General features: G+C 45.3%; 13 protein-coding genes. 4 read left to right on the top strand and 9 right to left on the bottom strand.

Going from position 1 to position 17,740, the window contains the following annotated elements; genetic code table 11:
- Window positions 1–63: 63 nt before the first annotated feature.
- The 4 genes from PN836_RS01595 to sufU all read left to right on the top strand — a co-directional run bounded on the left by PN836_RS01595 (window position 64) and on the right by sufU (window position 4,792).
- Window positions 64–2,154, top strand: a complete 2,091-nt coding sequence (locus PN836_RS01595) for a S9 family peptidase (protein ID WP_395342740.1) — start codon at window positions 64–66, stop codon at window positions 2,152–2,154.
- Window positions 2,155–2,247: 93 nt separating this feature from the next.
- Window positions 2,248–3,081 (top strand): XdhC family protein, encoded by an 834-nt coding sequence (locus PN836_RS01590; RefSeq protein ID WP_395342738.1) that lies wholly within the window; start codon window positions 2,248–2,250, stop codon window positions 3,079–3,081.
- Complete coding sequence (locus PN836_RS01585; RefSeq protein ID WP_395342736.1) at window positions 3,078–4,328, top strand: aminotransferase class V-fold PLP-dependent enzyme; 1,251 nt, start codon at window positions 3,078–3,080, stop codon at window positions 4,326–4,328. Before PN836_RS01590 ends, PN836_RS01585 begins: the two co-directional genes overlap by 4 nt.
- Window positions 4,322–4,792 carry a Fe-S cluster assembly sulfur transfer protein SufU gene (gene sufU / locus PN836_RS01580; protein ID WP_395342734.1) on the top strand — a complete coding sequence of 157 codons (471 nt, stop codon included), beginning with the start codon at window positions 4,322–4,324 and terminating at the stop codon, window positions 4,790–4,792. The genes PN836_RS01585 and sufU overlap by 7 nt, the downstream gene beginning before the upstream one ends.
- Before the next feature lie 30 nt (window positions 4,793–4,822).
- On the opposite strand, the gene PN836_RS01575 is transcribed toward sufU, so the two are convergent.
- The 9 genes from PN836_RS01575 to PN836_RS01535 form a co-directional block, all read right to left on the bottom strand.
- Window positions 4,823–5,290, bottom strand: coding sequence for a YHS domain-containing (seleno)protein (locus tag PN836_RS01575; protein WP_395342732.1), 468 nt, complete (start codon window positions 5,288–5,290; stop codon window positions 4,823–4,825).
- Window positions 5,291–5,429: 139 nt separating this feature from the next.
- A complete protein-coding gene (locus PN836_RS01570) occupies window positions 5,430–9,005 on the bottom strand; it encodes an ABC transporter permease/M1 family aminopeptidase (protein ID WP_395342730.1) in 3,576 nt (1,191 codons plus the stop codon).
- 15 nt (window positions 9,006–9,020) lie between these two features.
- Window positions 9,021–9,899, bottom strand: coding sequence for an ABC transporter ATP-binding protein (locus PN836_RS01565; protein WP_395342728.1), 879 nt, complete (start codon window positions 9,897–9,899; stop codon window positions 9,021–9,023).
- A gap of 92 nt (window positions 9,900–9,991) precedes the next feature.
- Window positions 9,992–11,008 (bottom strand): asparaginase, encoded by a 1,017-nt coding sequence (ansA, locus tag PN836_RS01560; RefSeq protein WP_395342726.1) that lies wholly within the window; start codon window positions 11,006–11,008, stop codon window positions 9,992–9,994.
- Complete coding sequence (locus PN836_RS01555) at window positions 11,001–13,931, bottom strand: DUF349 domain-containing protein (protein ID WP_395342723.1); 2,931 nt, start codon at window positions 13,929–13,931, stop codon at window positions 11,001–11,003. Before PN836_RS01555 ends, ansA begins: the two co-directional genes overlap by 8 nt.
- A complete protein-coding gene (locus PN836_RS01550) occupies window positions 13,921–14,214 on the bottom strand; it encodes a YeaC family protein (protein WP_395342721.1) in 294 nt (97 codons plus the stop codon). The genes PN836_RS01555 and PN836_RS01550 overlap by 11 nt, the downstream gene beginning before the upstream one ends.
- A 64-nt stretch (window positions 14,215–14,278) precedes the next feature.
- A complete protein-coding gene (locus tag PN836_RS01545; RefSeq protein ID WP_395342719.1) occupies window positions 14,279–14,611 on the bottom strand; it encodes a hypothetical protein in 333 nt (110 codons plus the stop codon).
- Between the two features lie 79 nt (window positions 14,612–14,690).
- Window positions 14,691–16,325, bottom strand: a complete 1,635-nt coding sequence (locus PN836_RS01540; RefSeq protein ID WP_395345415.1) for an alanine/glycine:cation symporter family protein — start codon at window positions 16,323–16,325, stop codon at window positions 14,691–14,693.
- A 112-nt stretch (window positions 16,326–16,437) separates the two neighbouring features.
- Window positions 16,438–17,598 (bottom strand): M14 family metallopeptidase, encoded by a 1,161-nt coding sequence (locus PN836_RS01535; protein ID WP_395342716.1) that lies wholly within the window; start codon window positions 17,596–17,598, stop codon window positions 16,438–16,440.
- Window positions 17,599–17,740: the final 142 nt, after the last annotated feature.

The following is a 17,740-nucleotide window of genomic DNA, read 5'->3' as shown; positions in this document are numbered from 1 at the left end:
CGTTTTAGCGTATATTGAACGACAGAAACATCACCAGTAGATAAGCATTGAGGCGATAGAAGAATGAAGAAAAACAAAGTCTTGCGAAAGGTTATTTTCAAAGCAATAAGCATTGGATTGCTACTTCAGTCTAGCCAGATATGGGCATTGGATGAACAAGCGAGTGATTCACGTTTAAAGTATGAAGACTTATTCCACATGGAATACGCCGCGAATCCGCTTGTTATGCCCGACGGCGAGCACGTGTTATATGAACGCACCAGCATGGACATCATGAGTGATTCACGCCGTACCAATTTATGGACGGTTTCCCTCGACGGAAAATCACATTTACCCTTTCTCTCGGATACAAAAAATCACTACAGCCCGATTTTCACTAAAGACGGTTCGAAGCTTGCGTATTTATCGAGTAAAGAAGGTAAAACGCAGATTTATGTGCGCGACATGGCCTCAAGTAGCACGGCAAGAGTCACCGATGTTGAGATGAGCCCATCAAGCATGAGTTTTTCGCCTAACGGCGAGCATATTGCGTTTTCGATGTTTACGCCTAACAAGAATGATTCTCCATTCTCATTACCTTTTAAGCCTAAGGATGCCCAGTGGGCAGAGGATGCACATTACATCGATGAGACTTTGTTTCAGCGAGATGGGCTGGGTATGAATCGTCCGGGCAATATGCACATTTTTGTGGTACCAAGCATTGGCGGGAAACCACGACAAGTGACGAAAGGCGAATTTGATTTTAATGGCCCCATTGCCTGGACAGATGATGCGAGCAGCATCATTGTCTCAGCAAACGTCCGTGAAGACAGTGATTTTGATGTGTTCAACAGCGACTTGCTTTCTGTCAATCTAAAAACAGGTGAATACACTAAGCTTACCGAAAGTTCAGGCCCAGAAGGCAGTCCCGTTATTAGCCCAGATGGCGACAAAATTGCGTTCACCGGATTTGACGATAACGGAAAGTCTAACCAGATTACTCAACTGTACGTTATCAACGCTGATGGAAGTGAGCTTGAGGCCCTTACGCCTGATCTAGACCGTTCAGTGGCTGATATTCGCTGGTCGAAGAATGGCAAAGGGCTGTACTTTAGTTACGATAGTGAAGGGAAAAAACATGTCGCCTATGTCAGTCTATCAGGGAAAATGTCGGTGCTTACGGATGCTCTTGGTGGATTAAGCCTTGGTCGCCCCTACACCTCAGGTGATTTTGACGTAACGCAGGACGGTGAGGTCGTTTTTAGTTTGTCCACAGGGGATCGCCCTGCTGACCTTGCGGTCGTGACGAAACGCGGCAAACTCACGACTTTGACTGACCTGAACAGCGACGTTTTTGACCATAAGACTCTCAACAAACCTGAGCTGATGACCGTGCAAAGCAGCGTAGATGAACGAGAGCTTCAAGCCTGGATTGTTACTCCACCAGAATTTGATCCCACTAAAAAATATCCTCTGATCTTAGAAATACATGGCGGCCCTCATACCGCTTATGGACCTGAATTTTCCTCCGAAGTCCAAATGTTTGCTGCCGCAGGCTACGTTGTGCTTTATGGTAATCCCCGAGGATCCACATCGACGGGCAGTGAATTTGCCAACCTCATTGATAAAAACTACCCATCTGAAGACTATGACGATTTAATGGACATGGTTGATGGCGTCATTGCCAAAGGCTATGTCGATGAAACCAACATGTTTGTGACGGGTGGCTCTGGCGGCGGGGTCTTAACCGCTTGGATTATTGGCAAAACTGATCGCTTCAAAGCTGCCGTAGTTGCAAAGCCAGTCATTAATTGGGTCAGCATGATTGGTACGTCGGATATCTACACCTTTATGACGCGATATTGGTTCACTGACCTACCTTGGAATGACATAGACCAGTACTGGAAACGATCCCCTTTAAGTTTAGTTGGCAATGTAAATACGCCCACTATGGTACTCACCGGCGAATTGGATGTCAGAACGCCAATGGCAGAAAGCGAACAGTATTACGGCGCTCTAAGACTAGAGGGAGTTGAAAGCTCATTGGTACGCATACAAGGTGCCTATCATGGAATTGCCGCCAAACCTTCAAATTTAGCACGTAAGATTGGCTATATTCTGCATTGGTTTGATAAATATAACGACCATAAACAAGAAGATGAACAAGCCGAATAAGCTTGTTCATCTCTGATTATTTATTCTTTGGCCCTTGTATTAGGTCTTACTCTGATTAAAGCTAGGGTCATAGCGACATAAGATAACGCGTTGATGAGCAAAACACTCTTTCAAATTATTGGCGAAAAACAGCGTAAGCAAGAGCCATTTGCCGTTGCAACCGTTGTTAAAACGCACGGCTCGGCATCGGCTCGGGCATCTTCTAAAGCAATTATTAATGCCGACGGAACGCTTGTGGCAGGATGGGTAGGCGGAGGTTGTGCTGAGAGTACTACTTGCGAACAAGCAGTAGAGTGTATTGAAAATGGTCAAACCGCCATACTCGATATCGATTTGGATGACGAAATGCTCGGTGCGGGTATGCCCTGCGGTGGAGGGATGAAAGTGTATATAGAACCAGTATTGCCGCAACCCACCTTATGGATTATGGGGCATGGGAGAGTCGCGGAAGTCTTGTGCCTTATGGCAGACTTATTGGGCTTGCATGTCATTGTGAATGACACAGGTGCGCATCGCGATAAATTCCCTCACGCCAGTGACATAATCAATGGTGATTTCGATTATTCTTCGCTTAAACCTGCCCAAAGTGACTACGTCGTAATCGCAACACAACACAAAGGTGATCATGAATCGATTGCGAAGGCTCTTCATAGCGACGCCAACTATATCGCCTTAATTGCCAGTCAAAAGCGTGCAACATTAGTGCTTGAATACTTGCGTGAGGAAGGCTTCTCAAGTGCTGATTTGGAACGCGTCACCGCGCCCTGCGGCATTGATTTGGGTGCGACGACTCCCGAAGAAATAGCCCTGTGTATCATAAGTGAAATTACGCTGTTACGCAGAAACGGAACCGGAAAACGACGACATGATCTGATAAAGACCGCCAATTCTCAAATAAACACTGGTCTGGATAGCCCTAGCGAATGACTGATATCGAAGCATTAAAAGATGAATTTCCAATATTTGCTGCTTACGCACGCGATAATCAAGCCCTGCATTACCTCGATAACGCTGCCACAACCCACAAACCTCAATGCGTAGTTGATTCAATTAGCGAATGTTACGCTTTAGGGTATGGGCCTGTCGCGAGAGGACTTTATGACTTGGCAGAGCAAGCAACGCAAGATTATGAGCAAGCGCGTGAAGCAGTTGCTCGGTTTATTGGAACAAGCGCCTCTTCGATTATTTTCACCAAAAGCGCCACTGAATCTTTAAATACGGTCGCCCAAGGCGCAATTAAGGCTCTCTTATCTCAAGGCGATGAGGTATGGGTTACATACGCCGAACACCACGCCAACTATTTGCCATGGATGAAGGTCTGTGAGCAAAAAGGTGCCACACTTCGGCGCCTAGATATTGACGAAAATGGAAAACTTATATGGCCCCCTGCGTCGGAATTTGAAAATAAAAAGGTGAAATGCTTAGCCATTTCGTTAATTTCGAATGTGCTTGGGTGTTATGCAGATGTAGCATCGATTGTTGCGCATGCCAATCAGGCAGGCATCTGGACAGTGGTAGATGCGGCTCAAGCCATTAGTATACAGCCAATTGACGTTCACAGTTTAGCGCCGGATTTTATGGTATTTTCAGGACACAAAATGTTTGGTCCAACAGGGATTGGTGTGCTCTACGTAAGTCCCATGCCCTCAAACGGCAAATCAGCGCCTCTCGACTTAGTCACACCGACAGTATTAGGCGGAGGTATGGTTGATTGGGTAGGCGATTCCATTGCTAATACTGAATTCATTGACGGCCCTCAGGCATTTGAAGCTGGGTCGCCGAATTTATGCGGTGCATTAGGCCTTGCTAGCGCCATTGCCTTTTTGGAGAGACTCGACCGAACTGAACTTTATCATCACGTAAGTAGGTTAGCCGTTGACTGCGGACATGCCATTAATACAATGCCCGGATACACCGTGCTTGGCGACCAGGATAATTGGAAAGCAGGCATTGTGACATTCACTCATCAGAGCATTCATCCTCATGATATTGCACAAATATGTGCTCAAAATGGTGTGGCTATTCGAGCTGGGCATCATTGCGCACAGCCACTCATGACATCCTTGGGCCATGCCGCGAGCGCTCGGGTCAGTTTTAGTTTGTATAATGTCAAGCAGGACAGCGATGCCCTAATGCGCTGCCTTGCCTCAGCTGCCGAGATATTTGAATGTTAAATGAGAATAAAAACCTTTACAAAGACAAGCTCTTACAGCATTTTAAGCAGCCAAAGAATAAGCACAGTGCTCCTTTTGACGCACATATGTTAACTGCCCGCGGCAGTAATCCTAGATGTGGTGACGACATTGAGCTTGGCGTTTCCTTGGCGCATATTAATGGCATAAAGCATATTGAACATGTGGGCTTCAGAGGTAGAGCCTGCTCAATTTGCATCGCTTCGGCGTCGATGATGACAGAGGTAGTTTCGAATCTTACATGCCAAGAAGCGCTTAAGCTTGCTAATACTATGCAAGCTTGGATTAAAGACACATCAATTGACGAGCGTCACATTCCTGAATTACTTCAACCTTTGCTAGCGGTCAGAGGGCACCCTGCAAGGCATAAGTGTGTTTTACTTGCATGGAACGCCCTTGCGAGCGCGCTTTCAATAGACGCCCCCAAATTGACCACTGCTGAGTGAGTACCCTGAATCCTGTTTAAGAAACGGCGATCAGTCTATATTCGCAGGGTATTCAACGTCCGCCAAAGCAATAAAGCCATCTTTATCCTCTGACCAATCCTCTCTCACGCTTTTACTGTAGTTCAGATAAAGCTTCCCGTTGTAAATGGTAAAGGCCTCTTCGTCCACACCCACAAACCTGCCGCGCGACATCGCATATGCACAATAACCGCCATATTGAGGAGCGAACTTTTCTGGCTCAGCGTCGAACATCGCCTTATGCTCCTGAGAAGAGAAGTGCCAAACAGCGCCTTTATATTCGCTCGTAATATCGTCACTACCTTCCACCGCTTGGTTCTGCGTAAAATAGGCAACAGTATCATAGCCGTAAATGGCTTTGTTATTGAACGTGCCGGTCTCAATTGGATCTTCAGCGTATACTGCATTACTCACCAGTGCGCCAGATGCTGCAAAGACAATGGCAACATAGAAAAAAACTTTGCTTATAAACTGTGTCATGGACTTTCCCTTTTTTTAGCGTGCTTTTTAAGCGTCAACAAATCATGCGTTAACTGTTTGGGTGCCAGCAGTAATGCTGACGCCTTACTGACTAGACCAGAGCAAGGCGACATTCCTTTCATCTTTTTAAAAATAAATCTTATCGCTCCAACGGACGAACGTTGTCCCTGCTCTCTCTGTCAATAAAGCGAACAAATGGGTCCACCCCAACAAACTCCGGTAGTCTATCAACGATAATACTGAACTCATTCTCGCCACTTTTCAGCTGATGCTTCTGTTGGTAGATAATGTCATTTTCCGCCGAGAACTTATCAGGGTCGTCGGAGAACAACACAATATCCACCTCATCGTTAAAGTCCTGTTCAACTTCTCCTCCCTGTCCATCTGCGGCAAATTGCTTTGCAAATACATTAAGCGTAATTTCATATTGGTTTTGCTCGTCTAGCTCTGAATCAAGCACAGTCCAGCTTAAGTCTTGTAAGCGCAAATCATAAATGGTTATTTGACTAAACTGCTGCTCAATAAACGCATGGGTATCTGGCGCAGCATTCGCTTTGATCGCAGCTAGCAAATCAAGGGTTGTTGGCTGTAAGCTCGTTGAAAATCGATATTGATCAATTAAGCGTTTCAAAGCGCGGTTCAAAGCCTCAGTGCCAATTCTGTCTGCAATCGCCATCATCACGATTGAGCCTTTTCGGTAGTGAATGTATTGTTGTCCCTCTGAGCGCATCAAAGGCATTTCTTCCAGTATTTCTTGGGTGCGCCCCCGCAAATAGCTATCTAGCTCATAGCTTAAAAACTCACGAATTTTATCCTTTCCGTATTTTTTTTGCATCACCAGCAAAGCTGCATATTGGGACAAGGCTTCAGAAAGTATGGCGCTGCCCTGCACATTGGCTGCATTCAATTGATGACCAAACCACTGGTGCGCTACTTCATGGGCAGTTATATAGTAAACTGGGTCGATGGTATTAGGGTCACGTAAATCGGAAATAAAGCCAATGCGCTCAGAGTAAGGCACGGTATTGGCGAAGCTCTGCGCAAAGCGTCTATAGCCCGGAAACTCAATGATCCGCAATTGTTTATGCTGGTAAGGTCCGAACGCTTCGGTGAACAAATCGAGCGAATCGATGCTAGATTCAATCATTCTATCAACATTCCAATGATGGTCACGATGATAGTAAACCGTTATATCTACGCCCTTGTGCCGCTGCGATTTTACCTCTAAGTCAGCCGACATAATGCTATAAAAATCAATCATTGGTGAGTCCATTTCATAGCGAAAATAGTTTCGTCCGCCCTCGGTCCAATATGATTCAAGATAGCCTGGCGCAACCGCCAATTGATCTTCACTGGTCGATAAGGTTGCTGCAAAACTTATTAGACCAACGTTGGGGCCAAAAAAGCTTTCATCATATCGACTGCTATCCTCAAGTAGATAAGCCCTGCGTGGAGGCGGCAAATCACGTTTTCGCCGCTCGTGCCGGTCAGTTAAATAGTAGCGTTGATTCACGCCGAAGTAAGGGAGTAATTCGTAATTGTTAATAAAGGTCCCATTTTGCACAAGCGTGCTATCCTCACCTCTATCTTTAAAGCCAAAATGCTGCCTCACAAGGCGAATCTCACCGCTTGCTGATTCTCCGGGAGCCAGCACATTGTCAAACTCAAACCACGCCACGTCGAAGTTTTCATGCACTTGCGCCAGACTGCCGCCATCCATGGTGATGCTGATATCAGACGAATACTGAGGGAGATTAACAAGAAAACGTTCAATGTTTTCTTCACTACGGTTAACTACATCAATGCTGGCAATCACCTCAATTCGACGCTTTTCTGGGAATATTGCAGCATTAATATTAACGTCAGTTATCGTAGGTAAAGGTGAATCTTCAAACTGCGCAAAGGCTTTTTCATATTCACTTTGCAAGTCCATTCGTTCATCGGCAGTAAGGAACTGATTGGTCACTGTGGTGTTGTAGTGGATAATAGTGCCGCTTGCGACAAATAGCAGGGCACCTACAACGACAACCGCTCTGCCTGCGCCGCCCAATTGATAAGCCAATAAACGCACCCGGCTTTGTAAACTCGATTCCGGTCCTCGCTGCCACATGGCATAGCTAAACGCCGCAAAAACAAAGGCCAAAGCGGACCAATAGAGCATGTAGTGATTTTGCGTACTCAAATACCATCCGTATCCATTCATATCGCTATATTGCATGGCAGGCGATGCAGCATAATTGAACATGTTATGTTCAAGTCCAATTTGACTGAAGGCCAGCGATACAAAAAAGTAAGCCACGAATATCAGCATACCGATATACTTATTGGGACTTAGTGCTTGAATGAAAAAGGCTAACACCACCAGCAGAATCCAGGGGAGTGCTTCGAAATACAGTAAGGATACAAAATACTGAGCAAAATCAAAGTTCATGTATCCTTTTGCAAGCTGATTAAACAAGGCAGCTAACATACCCACCGTCAGCACAGCAATAATCACCAAAGCAACGGCTACAAATTTTGATAGCCAAAAGGTAAAATTACTCACCGGCATGCTGTCGACAATATCGCCCATGCCAACGCTTCGCTCTCGCCATACCACTTCAGCGCTGTAATAGGTGATTACAATGATCAAAGCCAGACCGAAAGCACCGCGAATCATTTCAACCATGTATTGCGTGAGCGGCCAGTTAGGCGCGCCGTAAATCCCCTGAGGCTCAACAAACTGAAAGATGAGCGAAAAGGCACAGAAAATCATCAACAGTGGAAAAGCCGGTGACATAAAGACTTGCTTCATCTCAAATAGCGTGCGCGTAATAACTTGCTGCAAAGGTCGCGTGTTGGAGTATTTAGCTGTGATGTCATTGTCAAAAGGAATGTACTCTTGGCGACTTAAGCGCCTTGCTTGTCCTGATTGTACATTTAACGACAAAGGCTTAAACATGCGTCCAAATCCAAGCAAAATGCTAAGCCCTACTGCGAACCAAAGCCCTCGATTCGCTAATACTGACGATGAAAAGCCTACAGTTTCAGTGTTGCGCTCAACGGGTGTCCAATAGCGGGTAATTTCTTGGTAAGTATTAAGGCCAAAGGGGTCCAGCAAAGCAGCTATTTCTTGCTGATGGGGCTCGGAAAATATCTGGCCTAGCACCGCATAGAGCATAAACATCCCCAGCGCAACAAGATACACCGCCATCATGCTTCTAAAGCGCAAAGCAACCGCGTAAAACAATGCCGAAAAGACAAATAAGGTGGTGGTTGAGAAAACAAAATAAGGCGTCACGTAATACATCAAGGAAAACTGCCCTAATCGCTCTTGATCAAGCCATGGCATCAATGAGCCAATCAAAACAGCGATGGGGATCATAGCAAAAACCGTGAGGCAAACTAAATACGCCCCGCAAAAACGCCCGAGCTGATAGGTCAACGCAGAAAATGGCCGTGTGACAATCAGTTCATTCATTTTGCTCACATCGTTTCGCATGGCGGTATTGGCGACAAAATTCACCACCAGGAACAGGCTAAAAATACCAAATATTAATAAGGTTTGGGCAATGGCATGTGGACTGTTGATATTAATATTGGACGAGGCGCCAATTTGGACGTTATCGATAGTCACAGACAAAAAAGGTAATAGAAAGAATATCAGGCAGGTCACAATAAATGAGGGCTGACGAGTGAAGTAACGCCACTCAAAACGGGTCATTTTGAAAAACATGTGTATTCCCCTACTCTATGCAACTGTTTTGCGCGTTTGCGACAAGGTATTGAAATACACATCTTCAAGGCTGGCGGGCGCCGCTTCAAAGCCTTCTGGCTGATCGTCGGCCACCACATGCACTACGGTGCGTCCGGCAAACAAGCGGGTGGAGAGCACATCAACATCGCTTTGAATCTCATCCAGCTCATGAGCATGGATGATCTTACGCCATATCTTACCTTCTAATGCTTGCGTCACTTCAATGGGGTTGCCTTGCAGTAAAATTTCACCCGCGCCAAGCACAGCCATGTCTTCGCAAAGTTCTGAAACATCATCAACAATATGCGTCGATAGTATGATGACTTTGTCATGCCCAAGACTAACAAGAAGGTTGTGAAAGCGATTGCGCTCTTCAGGGTCAAGGCCGGCGGTAGGCTCATCGACAATAAGTAAATCTGGGTCACCCAGCAAGGCTTGGGCAATACCGAAGCGCTGTCTCATTCCACCAGAAAACCCGCTCACTGCGCGCTTTCGATGGGCAAATAAATTGGTGTGTGCAAGCAAGCCCTCAACCGCTTCTTTGCGCTGAGCTTTTGATTCAATGCCCTTCAATATGGCAAGGTGGTCAAGTAAATCAAAGGCACTGATCCTGGGGTAAACACCAAAATCTTGAGGCAGATACCCTAAACGTTTTCTTAATTCATTAGGTTGATTGACCACATCGATACCGTCGAAGCTAATGCTGCCATTGTCAGGCTGCTGTAATGTTGCAATCGTGCGCATTAACGTCGATTTACCTGCCCCGTTTGGCCCGAGCAATCCAAATAAACCGTTCTCTATTTTTAAATTGACGTTTTTCAGTGCATGAACACCGTTTGAGTAGGTCTTTGAAACTTGGTTGATGTTGAGCATATGATGAGTCCTTTTTGCAATGCTATCTGATATAAAAATTCATTGTAACGCTAAGGGGTATAGAAACAATTAAAAGGCTGTAAGCAAACGTATCAGGCGGACATTTCACCGCGAAGATTTTTGGACATGAGTTCTTGTTGTTCTGTAAACGCTAAACCAGACAAACTCAGAATATAGTGTAACTTTGCGAGCGCGGCTTCAGGTGTCATATCCTGACCAGAAACTAAGCCTGTTCGTTCAAGCGTTTTACCGGTCGCATATCCACTCATATCTACCTTACCTCTTAAACATTGCGTGCAATTTACAACGAGAATTTCGCGTTCCCTAGCAAATTTAAGCTGCTCCATTAACGCGGGGTTGGTAGGTGCATTGCCTATTCCGTAGCTTAGCAGTATTAAAGCTTTAACCGGTTGTTGCAAAACATTGGCTAACAGTTCACTGCTGATCCCTGGATATAATGTCAGCATACCCACTGCTTGGCTTTCGATTATCGCAATTTCTAAGGGCTCTATCGTCTGCGACATTGGTGTGATTTCAACATGTGCCTCAATTTTTATCCCCGCCGATAGCAAACTTGGGTAATTCGGCGAGTCAAAAGCATGAAATCCATCTGCATCCACCTTGCGGGCGCGGTTGCCACGAAATAAACGATTATTGAAAAATAGACTCACTTCGGGGATTGGATAATTTGCGGCAATATACAAAGCATTAAGTAAATTAGCCTGACCGTCTGAGCGAAGTTGTGCAAGCGGGATTTGTGAGCCTGTTACGATTATCGGCTTCGCTAAATTTTCAAACATAAACGATAATGCCGAGGCGGTATACGCCATGGTGTCAGTGCCATGCAAAATGATAAAGCCATCAAAATCTAGATAGTGCTTTTGGATATCATCGGCAATAAGCTGCCAATGGCTTGGGTTCATTTCGCTTGAGTCTAAAAGCTCAGGATATTCAAACAGCGTATATCGTGGCATTTCCGGGCGATGAAATTCTGGCAAAGCGGCAAGCGTATCGGCTAAAAACCCTTTGGCTGGCACAAAGCCATCTTGTGAGGCCTGCATGCCTATGGTGCCGCCGGTATAAGCTATGTAGATATGTTTGCTAGTCATTTTTCATATAGATGGCTTGCAAAAGCGAAATAAGCTTTGCATCTCCCTTGCTCAAAGGGCCTTTTGCTATCCAGCAGGCAAGCATTGTCTGCATATCAGGCATTTGTTCGCCTTCAAGCTTTGCTGCCATGAGTTTCAACTGTACATCCTTTTTCGCCTCTGAATCGACCTCAAACGCCTCGGGATGAAAGAGCAGTTGCGCGACAGTGGTAAGCTTCTCACGATCCATGTCTTGCAATAGCTTTGGTGCTACTTTATCCATCGTCGAGGCACTAGAGTCACGGTTCATAGATAAAAACGCCTGTCGCAATTGAGGCGACAACCCCTCAAGAGATTCTGGGGCGATGGCAGGCTTGTCAGCGTTTTGTGCAGTGCTAACCTGTTCTAAAAGCGTGAATACCGTTTGCATGCCTTGCCGATGTTTTTGTTCCTCAAATGCCTTTTGTTTGGCGGTTAATTTACGCTTAGCCGTGTCAAGTTGCTTGTCGCAGCGCTTCTGTTGCGCTTGCGGCAATGTTGCTATCTGAGCGCTAGCATCTTTCAATCTATCTTGCGCTTGAGCTAACTGACTTTGATCTGCCGCATCGTTAATAATGGATTCGGCTTCATTGATTATTGTATTACAGGCCTTGAACTGCTCATCTGCTTGCGCTTTCTGGGCATCCTGACGCTCATGCAAGCAGCCAAATATTTTATCATTTGCCTCTCTAAACGAACGCCACAGCTTAGCGTCGTGCTTTTTGCCCGCAAAGCCAATATCTTTCCATTTTTGCTGAAGGTTTTTTGCTTGCGAAGCTGCGTCATCAATTGATTCAAGCCGCGTCAGTGCAAGCGCTTTATCCACAAGCTTTGATTTTAGCTCCGCGTTTTGCTCATAAAACGCATTCACTCTTGCCTGAAGGGGTTTATAGCGGGCTTGATACGATTTATGCAACGCAGTTCTCGCACTTCGTTCTAATTCGCCAAGTTTGTAGTACTGCTGTGAGAGCGCTTGCAGATGTTTTGCCAACAAAACCGGATCTTCAACGCTTTCCAGCGCTTTTAAAGCCTCAAGCAGTGTTTCACCTTTTCGCAAGTTGTCAGCTCGGAGTTTTTCCTGCTGCTCAAAATGTCGTCTACAGGGTTCAAAAGCTTTTTCCAGTGCATCGTCAAAGGATTTGTTCAGCGCATCGTCTTCATCTGTATTCAGCTTGCCCAAGGAGTTAAAGGCTCGGCGATACTCTTTTACGGTGCTCACGCGTTGCTCTATGTCTATCCCTGCAAACCTGTCTTGTTCAGCTTTTTCTCCAGTGCTTTGAGCGAGCTTTTCATCTTCTTGCAAGAGCTTTTCAACCGCTGCAATTAGTTCAGGTTTTCGCGGCGTAGCAATGTAAGACTGCCAATCTTTCAGCTCTGCTACCTTCTCTTTTACGTCTTCGAACTTTCTAACAAGTGACGCACTTGGTGCCACAATATCTTCGAGAATATGTTGGGCAGCATGAAAAGTCGCAATCGCGGCCTTAAACTTTCCTTGGTCTATGAGTTTTAAGCTTACATTCACTTTTGCAAAGCAGCGCTTTTCGAGTTTTCTCGCGTGTTCTTTGTCTACTTTTCGTTTCGCATTGCGCGTTTTTTGATAATCAGAAATAATGCTTTGCCAACGCTGACGAATCTGATTACTGACGCCTTGGTGAAGAATGTCGGCTGCTTGTGACTGGATATCAGATATCGTCGCTGCAACTTCATCCGAAGTGCTTCGTTGAGCTTCGGCGCTCTTTTCAAGAGCCATTTCTATGCCTTGAATCAAGGCTTCAAGCTGCTGATTTCGTTGTATAAGCGCAGGCAAATCTTCCAATGAAGATAAATACTGGTCAAAGTCATTTTCTAGTTGCTTTATCTGTTGGCGGTGCGCGCCAGTGCTCAAATCAAGATTTACATCATTTAACTCTAGCTTTAGATCGCACAAGGCATTTTTTAACAGTGCCAATTGACCATCCAATTGCTCATTGGACTCAGAAAGACTTAATAAATCGATTTGATCAAATGCAGTGCCTGCCCGCTGATGAATATCGCTAACGGTGTCGCTAATGGCCTCTAGATGTTGCTTAGCTAGATAGTCGGCTTCTAGATCAGAAAGACGCTTGTCTACTCTTTCTTTAATATCAAAGTATTTTGAAGTGATACTTGCGCTATCATCTTCGCTTAAACATACGAAGTCTTGCTTAAGCGCTTCAAACTCTTTCAGCAATCGCTCTTTTTGTTCAGAAATACTCGCGTAACACTGAAGTTCTGTCAGTGCCAGCAATCGGCTGTTAATGAGTACCGCTGCGCTTTTCACTTTTAACGGCAAGGCGGCTTGCGTTTCAAGCATCTTAATTTTTGCATCGATAATGTCATTTAAGGCGCTATCGTTTTCCGCTTTCTTGAAACGCCTGAGCTGCTTGTCGTCATGAGTGCCCTCAATCAGCATTTTGCGGTGAGGTGTATTGGCATGTTTCGAGTAAAACTGACGAACTTCGTTTTCATTGAAAAGCGCTAGGACTGTATCAACGCAAAGCCTTTCATTCCCCTGGAGTCTTGCACTTGTCAGCAGCATTTCTTTCACTAAAGCGTTATGATGATGCTGCTTAACGATATCTTCAAACAAAGCGTCAGTTACGTGTATCGTATCTTCAACTAGGCTAAGCACTGCTCGCTTCGCCCTTGCCTTAACCGAAGCTTGCATATGATTCTCGTACGCTTTCAACCACAGCGTAAAAGAATTAATAGCCTCCAACGCAGCTAAATTCACGGCTAAGGATTCATCATTAAAGGCGAGTTCATGCAAAACTTGCCGATCGTGATCATCAATAGAAGCTTTGCCCGCTATATTTGCAATGGCCTGTAAACGTTTTTCAGGGTCTCGATGCTGATGCGCAGGGGTAAATAAACGCTTAAATATCATCTTTTTTAAACCGTGCGATGGGAACTTCCTTGGCTTGCTCTTGTTTCAGTTCTTGCTGAAGTTGCTGGCGACTTTTTTGCACAATTTCACCGTCTTTCCCAATGGTCATGTGCTGTTCCGACTGCTCCACTTTTGCCTGATATAAAAGCACGGCCTGCATTGCATTTTCTTTCTGGTCTTCGGTAAGTGCGTTTCCGTCTGGCCACTTGCCGGTCTCAACGGCTTGACGAAGGTTTTCGTATATTTGCGGTGTCATTGCCGCCAATAACTGCTCTACTTGCACAGATGTATATCCTTGTTGCTTGGAACTGCGAGTTTGTAAGCCCGAGATTGCTAGATTTCGGTCTCTATTTACGTTTTGCTAGCGTAATTCGAACGCGATTGATGGCATACCAAATAAAGCCTGCGGCGGCTACACCAATCGCCAAATTGTACATAAGTATAGGATTGTCAAAGCTAGAAAAATCCCCCATAAATACAAAGTAGGCGCCCACAATAAAGACTAAAATGGCAAGCATCGATTGATTCTGCAATTTATGCAGCTTTTGGTATCGCTGATAGCTCAGCTTTCGCTCGATATCTTCCGGACTAGCGTTGCCAAAATCGGTACTGCAGTGTGTGCAGCTCTTTGCCTTATCAGATATCGGTTTAGAACATGCTGGGCAGCTTGTAATAGCCATCTAAGCCTCCGCTTTAATCGTATTCAGGTTAAATTCTACAAGCGAATTTAAGATTCAAATTAAATATGCAAACCTGCCCCTATTTGTTCACTTTTTCCCAGTATTCGTTCACAGTTTCTTTCATTTCTTTTGCCAGCATCATGATGCCAAATAGATTTGGCAAGGTCATAACCACGATGGCGACGGCTGAGAGTGCCCAAACTAATGTGGTATCTGAAACTGCGGCCCAAAAGAACCCCGCACAATAAATGACGCGATACGGCATTACCGACGCAGGCCCCAGGAGATAGGTCATTGCCCTGTCTCCATAATACGACCATGCAATTGCCGTAGAAAAAGCAAACAAAAGCAGACCAACTGATACGATGTACTTTCCATATTCCCCGAAAAAGCCTTTTGTAAACGCAATCGCGGTCAGGTTAGCGGAGTGAACCAAGGATTTACCGGTCACAACAATATTGTCTCGGCTAATTTCGCCATCGACAATTTTCAAGGTACCGTTGAATGGGTCATCCGGTGAGCCAACATGGTACACCACATCTTCTGCAAGTGAGCGCGCATTAATCAGCGTATATCCGCCGCTAACTGCCACCCCATTGACTACTTGAATATCGCCATTAAATGTACCTACTTCGGCACCCTCATAATCATTCAAGTATTTATACAGCGCCGTGATATCTGCTTCTTTGCTCTCTTTGTATTCGCCGGCAACAAATTGCATGTCAGAGCGGTCAAACACATTTTCGTGTTTCTGATTCCAAACGCCAGAGGATAAGATCACTAATCCCGTAATTGTGCAGATTATAATCGTGTCGATAAAGGGCTCCAAAATTGACACCATCCCCTCTGACACCGGCTCTTTAGTTTTAGCTGCAGCATGCGCAATTGGCGCAGAGCCTTGCCCTGCTTCGTTTGAAAATAAGCCTCGGTTAACACCACGGTTAAAGGCGTAGGCTAATGATGCACCTAAAAACCCTCCTGCCGCTGCTGAACCTGTAAATGCATCGCTAATGACAGAGACAAACGCCGGCCCGATGTTTGAAAAGTTTGCAAAAATAACGGCAAAGGCGCCTATGATGTAGACAGCGGCCATAAAGGGAACAATCTTAGAGGTAACAGCTGCGATACGTTTAATCCCGCCTAAAATGACGAGCGCGAGTAAAATAGCCAATACACCACCCACGTAAATCGGCTGAAAGCCAAATGTCGATTCAATGCTTGTTGCAATGCCGTTACTTTGCGGAAGGTTACCGGTTCCAAATGAACTGATTACCGTTGCGATAGCGAAGGCCACTGCTAGCCATTTCATGTTTAGGCGACGGTCCATGTAGTACATGGGGCCACCTGCCATTGTGCCATCATCTGTTTTAACTCGGTATTTGTGTGAAAGTGTGACTTCGACAAATTTTGTTGTCATGCCCAAAAATGCAGTTGCCCACATCCAGAACAGCGCAGCAGGGCCACCTAAGAATATAGCAAACGCTACACCACTGATATTCCCAGTACCAACGGTTCCTGAAAGCGCAGTGGTCAAACTTTGAAAATGCGTGGTATCGCCGGGCTCGTCGCCTTTGTCGAATTTTCCCGTAACCACTTTCCAAGCGTGTTTGAAAAAACGTATTTGGGGAAAGCGAAGATAAATTGTAAAAAATGCACCAACACCTAACAGTACAAATGGAAACCAAGCGGCTCCGCCTAAAAAGCCGTCAAGCATGTAAAAAAAATCTAAAATGACATCCACGTGTACACTTCCTTATTCGTTGAGTTTATTGTTGTTTTTATAGATGATTATTCTTAGCGTTTTGCAATGCAGTGTGCCTGTGCTTTTATCTGAGCGATGCACTTACCGCACGCACTGCTATGAGCAGGTCTTCACCTAACTGCTTGCAGCGTTGAGGCGACCAACCATAGCTTGGATCGGGCAAATCTGCATTATCTTTAAAGGGCATTTCCAAAGTATAGGCCAAACACTTAAATTGCTCTCCCACGGCGCTGCACGCAATGCTCAAGTCAGCTTTTCCCGGCTCATCTTTGTCGTAACCGTGCTCATCTTGAAACTCTGGCGTTGCGCTCATTAAGGCTTGTTTGAACTGATTTTCAAGCGCCATTATCCTTTCATTGTAGCTGGGTACGCCCTCCGTGCCAGCAACAAAATTATAAGGCAAGGCTTCGTCCCCGTGAATGTCTAAAAACAAGTCTACCCCGGTCTCTTTCATTTTGCTGAGCACATGAAAAACCTCGGGGCTTCTCTCCAAGCTGGGGCTAGCCCATTCTCGATTGAGATTGGCGCCGCATGCATTGGTTCTCAGGTGGCCTCGAGCACTACCGTCTGGATTCATGTTCGGCACAATGTAAAATTCATTTTGCTCGAGCAAGCTGCGAGCTGTACCGTCATCTTCATCCAGCAAACGCGCGAGCAAACCTTCAATTAGCCACTGAGCCATAGTTTCACCCGGATGTTGGCGAGCCGTTATCCACACTACATTTTTGCTTTCTTGTTTATCAGGGTTTGTATCCGTTTGTGCATCTTCTTGCACGCCAATTTTTAATAGGTTTAGCTCTCGACCGTCAAGTGTGAAGCCTAAAAGTTCATGCTGACAATCAAAGGCGGTTTGCGCATCTGCGATTAAGTTAAGATGACGTTCGTAACTGTATGGTGCGAAATAGGCAAAATAGACACTGTCGTGCTCAGGTGTAAATTCGATTAACAGCGTATCGCCATCAAATTGTGTATCGACTCTGAACCACTCTTCTCTATCGTAGGATGCTACCGCCTGATAACCAGCCCAGCCGTCGGGGTAAGCGGAATTAGCCAAGTCGTTGATATGAATTTTATGCTCTATAAATGGCGTACTGTGCAATTTAAAGTGAAACCATTGGTAAAAATCTGACTGATTGTCTTTGCGGATGGAAAGTTGAATATCGGTTTCAGATTCTGCGCGAATAACGTTAATGTTTCCGCTGTCAAATTGGCTATTTATTATCATTATGCCTATTGCCCTGCTAATCATGCTTTTTAACGTAAAGCACTATTTAGAACGCTCGCAGAGCGAGCGCTTCGTGTTTATCAAAAGTGTAGCATAGGCAGCAAGGATATAGCTATGTTGCAAAAGCACTTATGCGGGATTA

It is taken from the genome of Ningiella algicola (genome assembly GCF_028401415.2).
Taxonomy (GTDB): domain Bacteria; phylum Pseudomonadota; class Gammaproteobacteria; order Enterobacterales; family Alteromonadaceae; genus Glaciecola.
The sequence above is the reverse complement of the archived record's forward strand: the minus strand, read 5'-3'. Positions and strand labels throughout refer to the sequence as shown.

Coding starts and splice junctions, on each gene's coding strand:
- PN836_RS01595 (WP_395342740.1), top strand. CDS start 64: ATGAAGAAAAACAAAGTCTTGCGAAAGGTTATTTTCAAAGCAATAAGC.
- PN836_RS01590 (WP_395342738.1), top strand. CDS start 2,248: ATGAGCAAAACACTCTTTCAAATTATTGGCGAAAAACAGCGTAAGCAA.
- PN836_RS01585 (WP_395342736.1), top strand. CDS start 3,078: ATGACTGATATCGAAGCATTAAAAGATGAATTTCCAATATTTGCTGCT.
- sufU (WP_395342734.1), top strand. CDS start 4,322: ATGTTAAATGAGAATAAAAACCTTTACAAAGACAAGCTCTTACAGCAT.
- PN836_RS01575 (WP_395342732.1), bottom strand. CDS start 5,290: ATGACACAGTTTATAAGCAAAGTTTTTTTCTATGTTGCCATTGTCTTT.
- PN836_RS01570 (WP_395342730.1), bottom strand. CDS start 9,005: ATGTTTTTCAAAATGACCCGTTTTGAGTGGCGTTACTTCACTCGTCAG.
- PN836_RS01565 (WP_395342728.1), bottom strand. CDS start 9,899: ATGCTCAACATCAACCAAGTTTCAAAGACCTACTCAAACGGTGTTCAT.
- ansA (WP_395342726.1), bottom strand. CDS start 11,008: ATGACTAGCAAACATATCTACATAGCTTATACCGGCGGCACCATAGGC.
- PN836_RS01555 (WP_395342723.1), bottom strand. CDS start 13,931: ATGATATTTAAGCGTTTATTTACCCCTGCGCATCAGCATCGAGACCCT.
- PN836_RS01545 (WP_395342719.1), bottom strand. CDS start 14,611: ATGGCTATTACAAGCTGCCCAGCATGTTCTAAACCGATATCTGATAAG.
- PN836_RS01540 (WP_395345415.1), bottom strand. CDS start 16,325: ATGCTTGACGGCTTTTTAGGCGGAGCCGCTTGGTTTCCATTTGTACTG.
- PN836_RS01535 (WP_395342716.1), bottom strand. CDS start 17,598: ATGATAATAAATAGCCAATTTGACAGCGGAAACATTAACGTTATTCGC.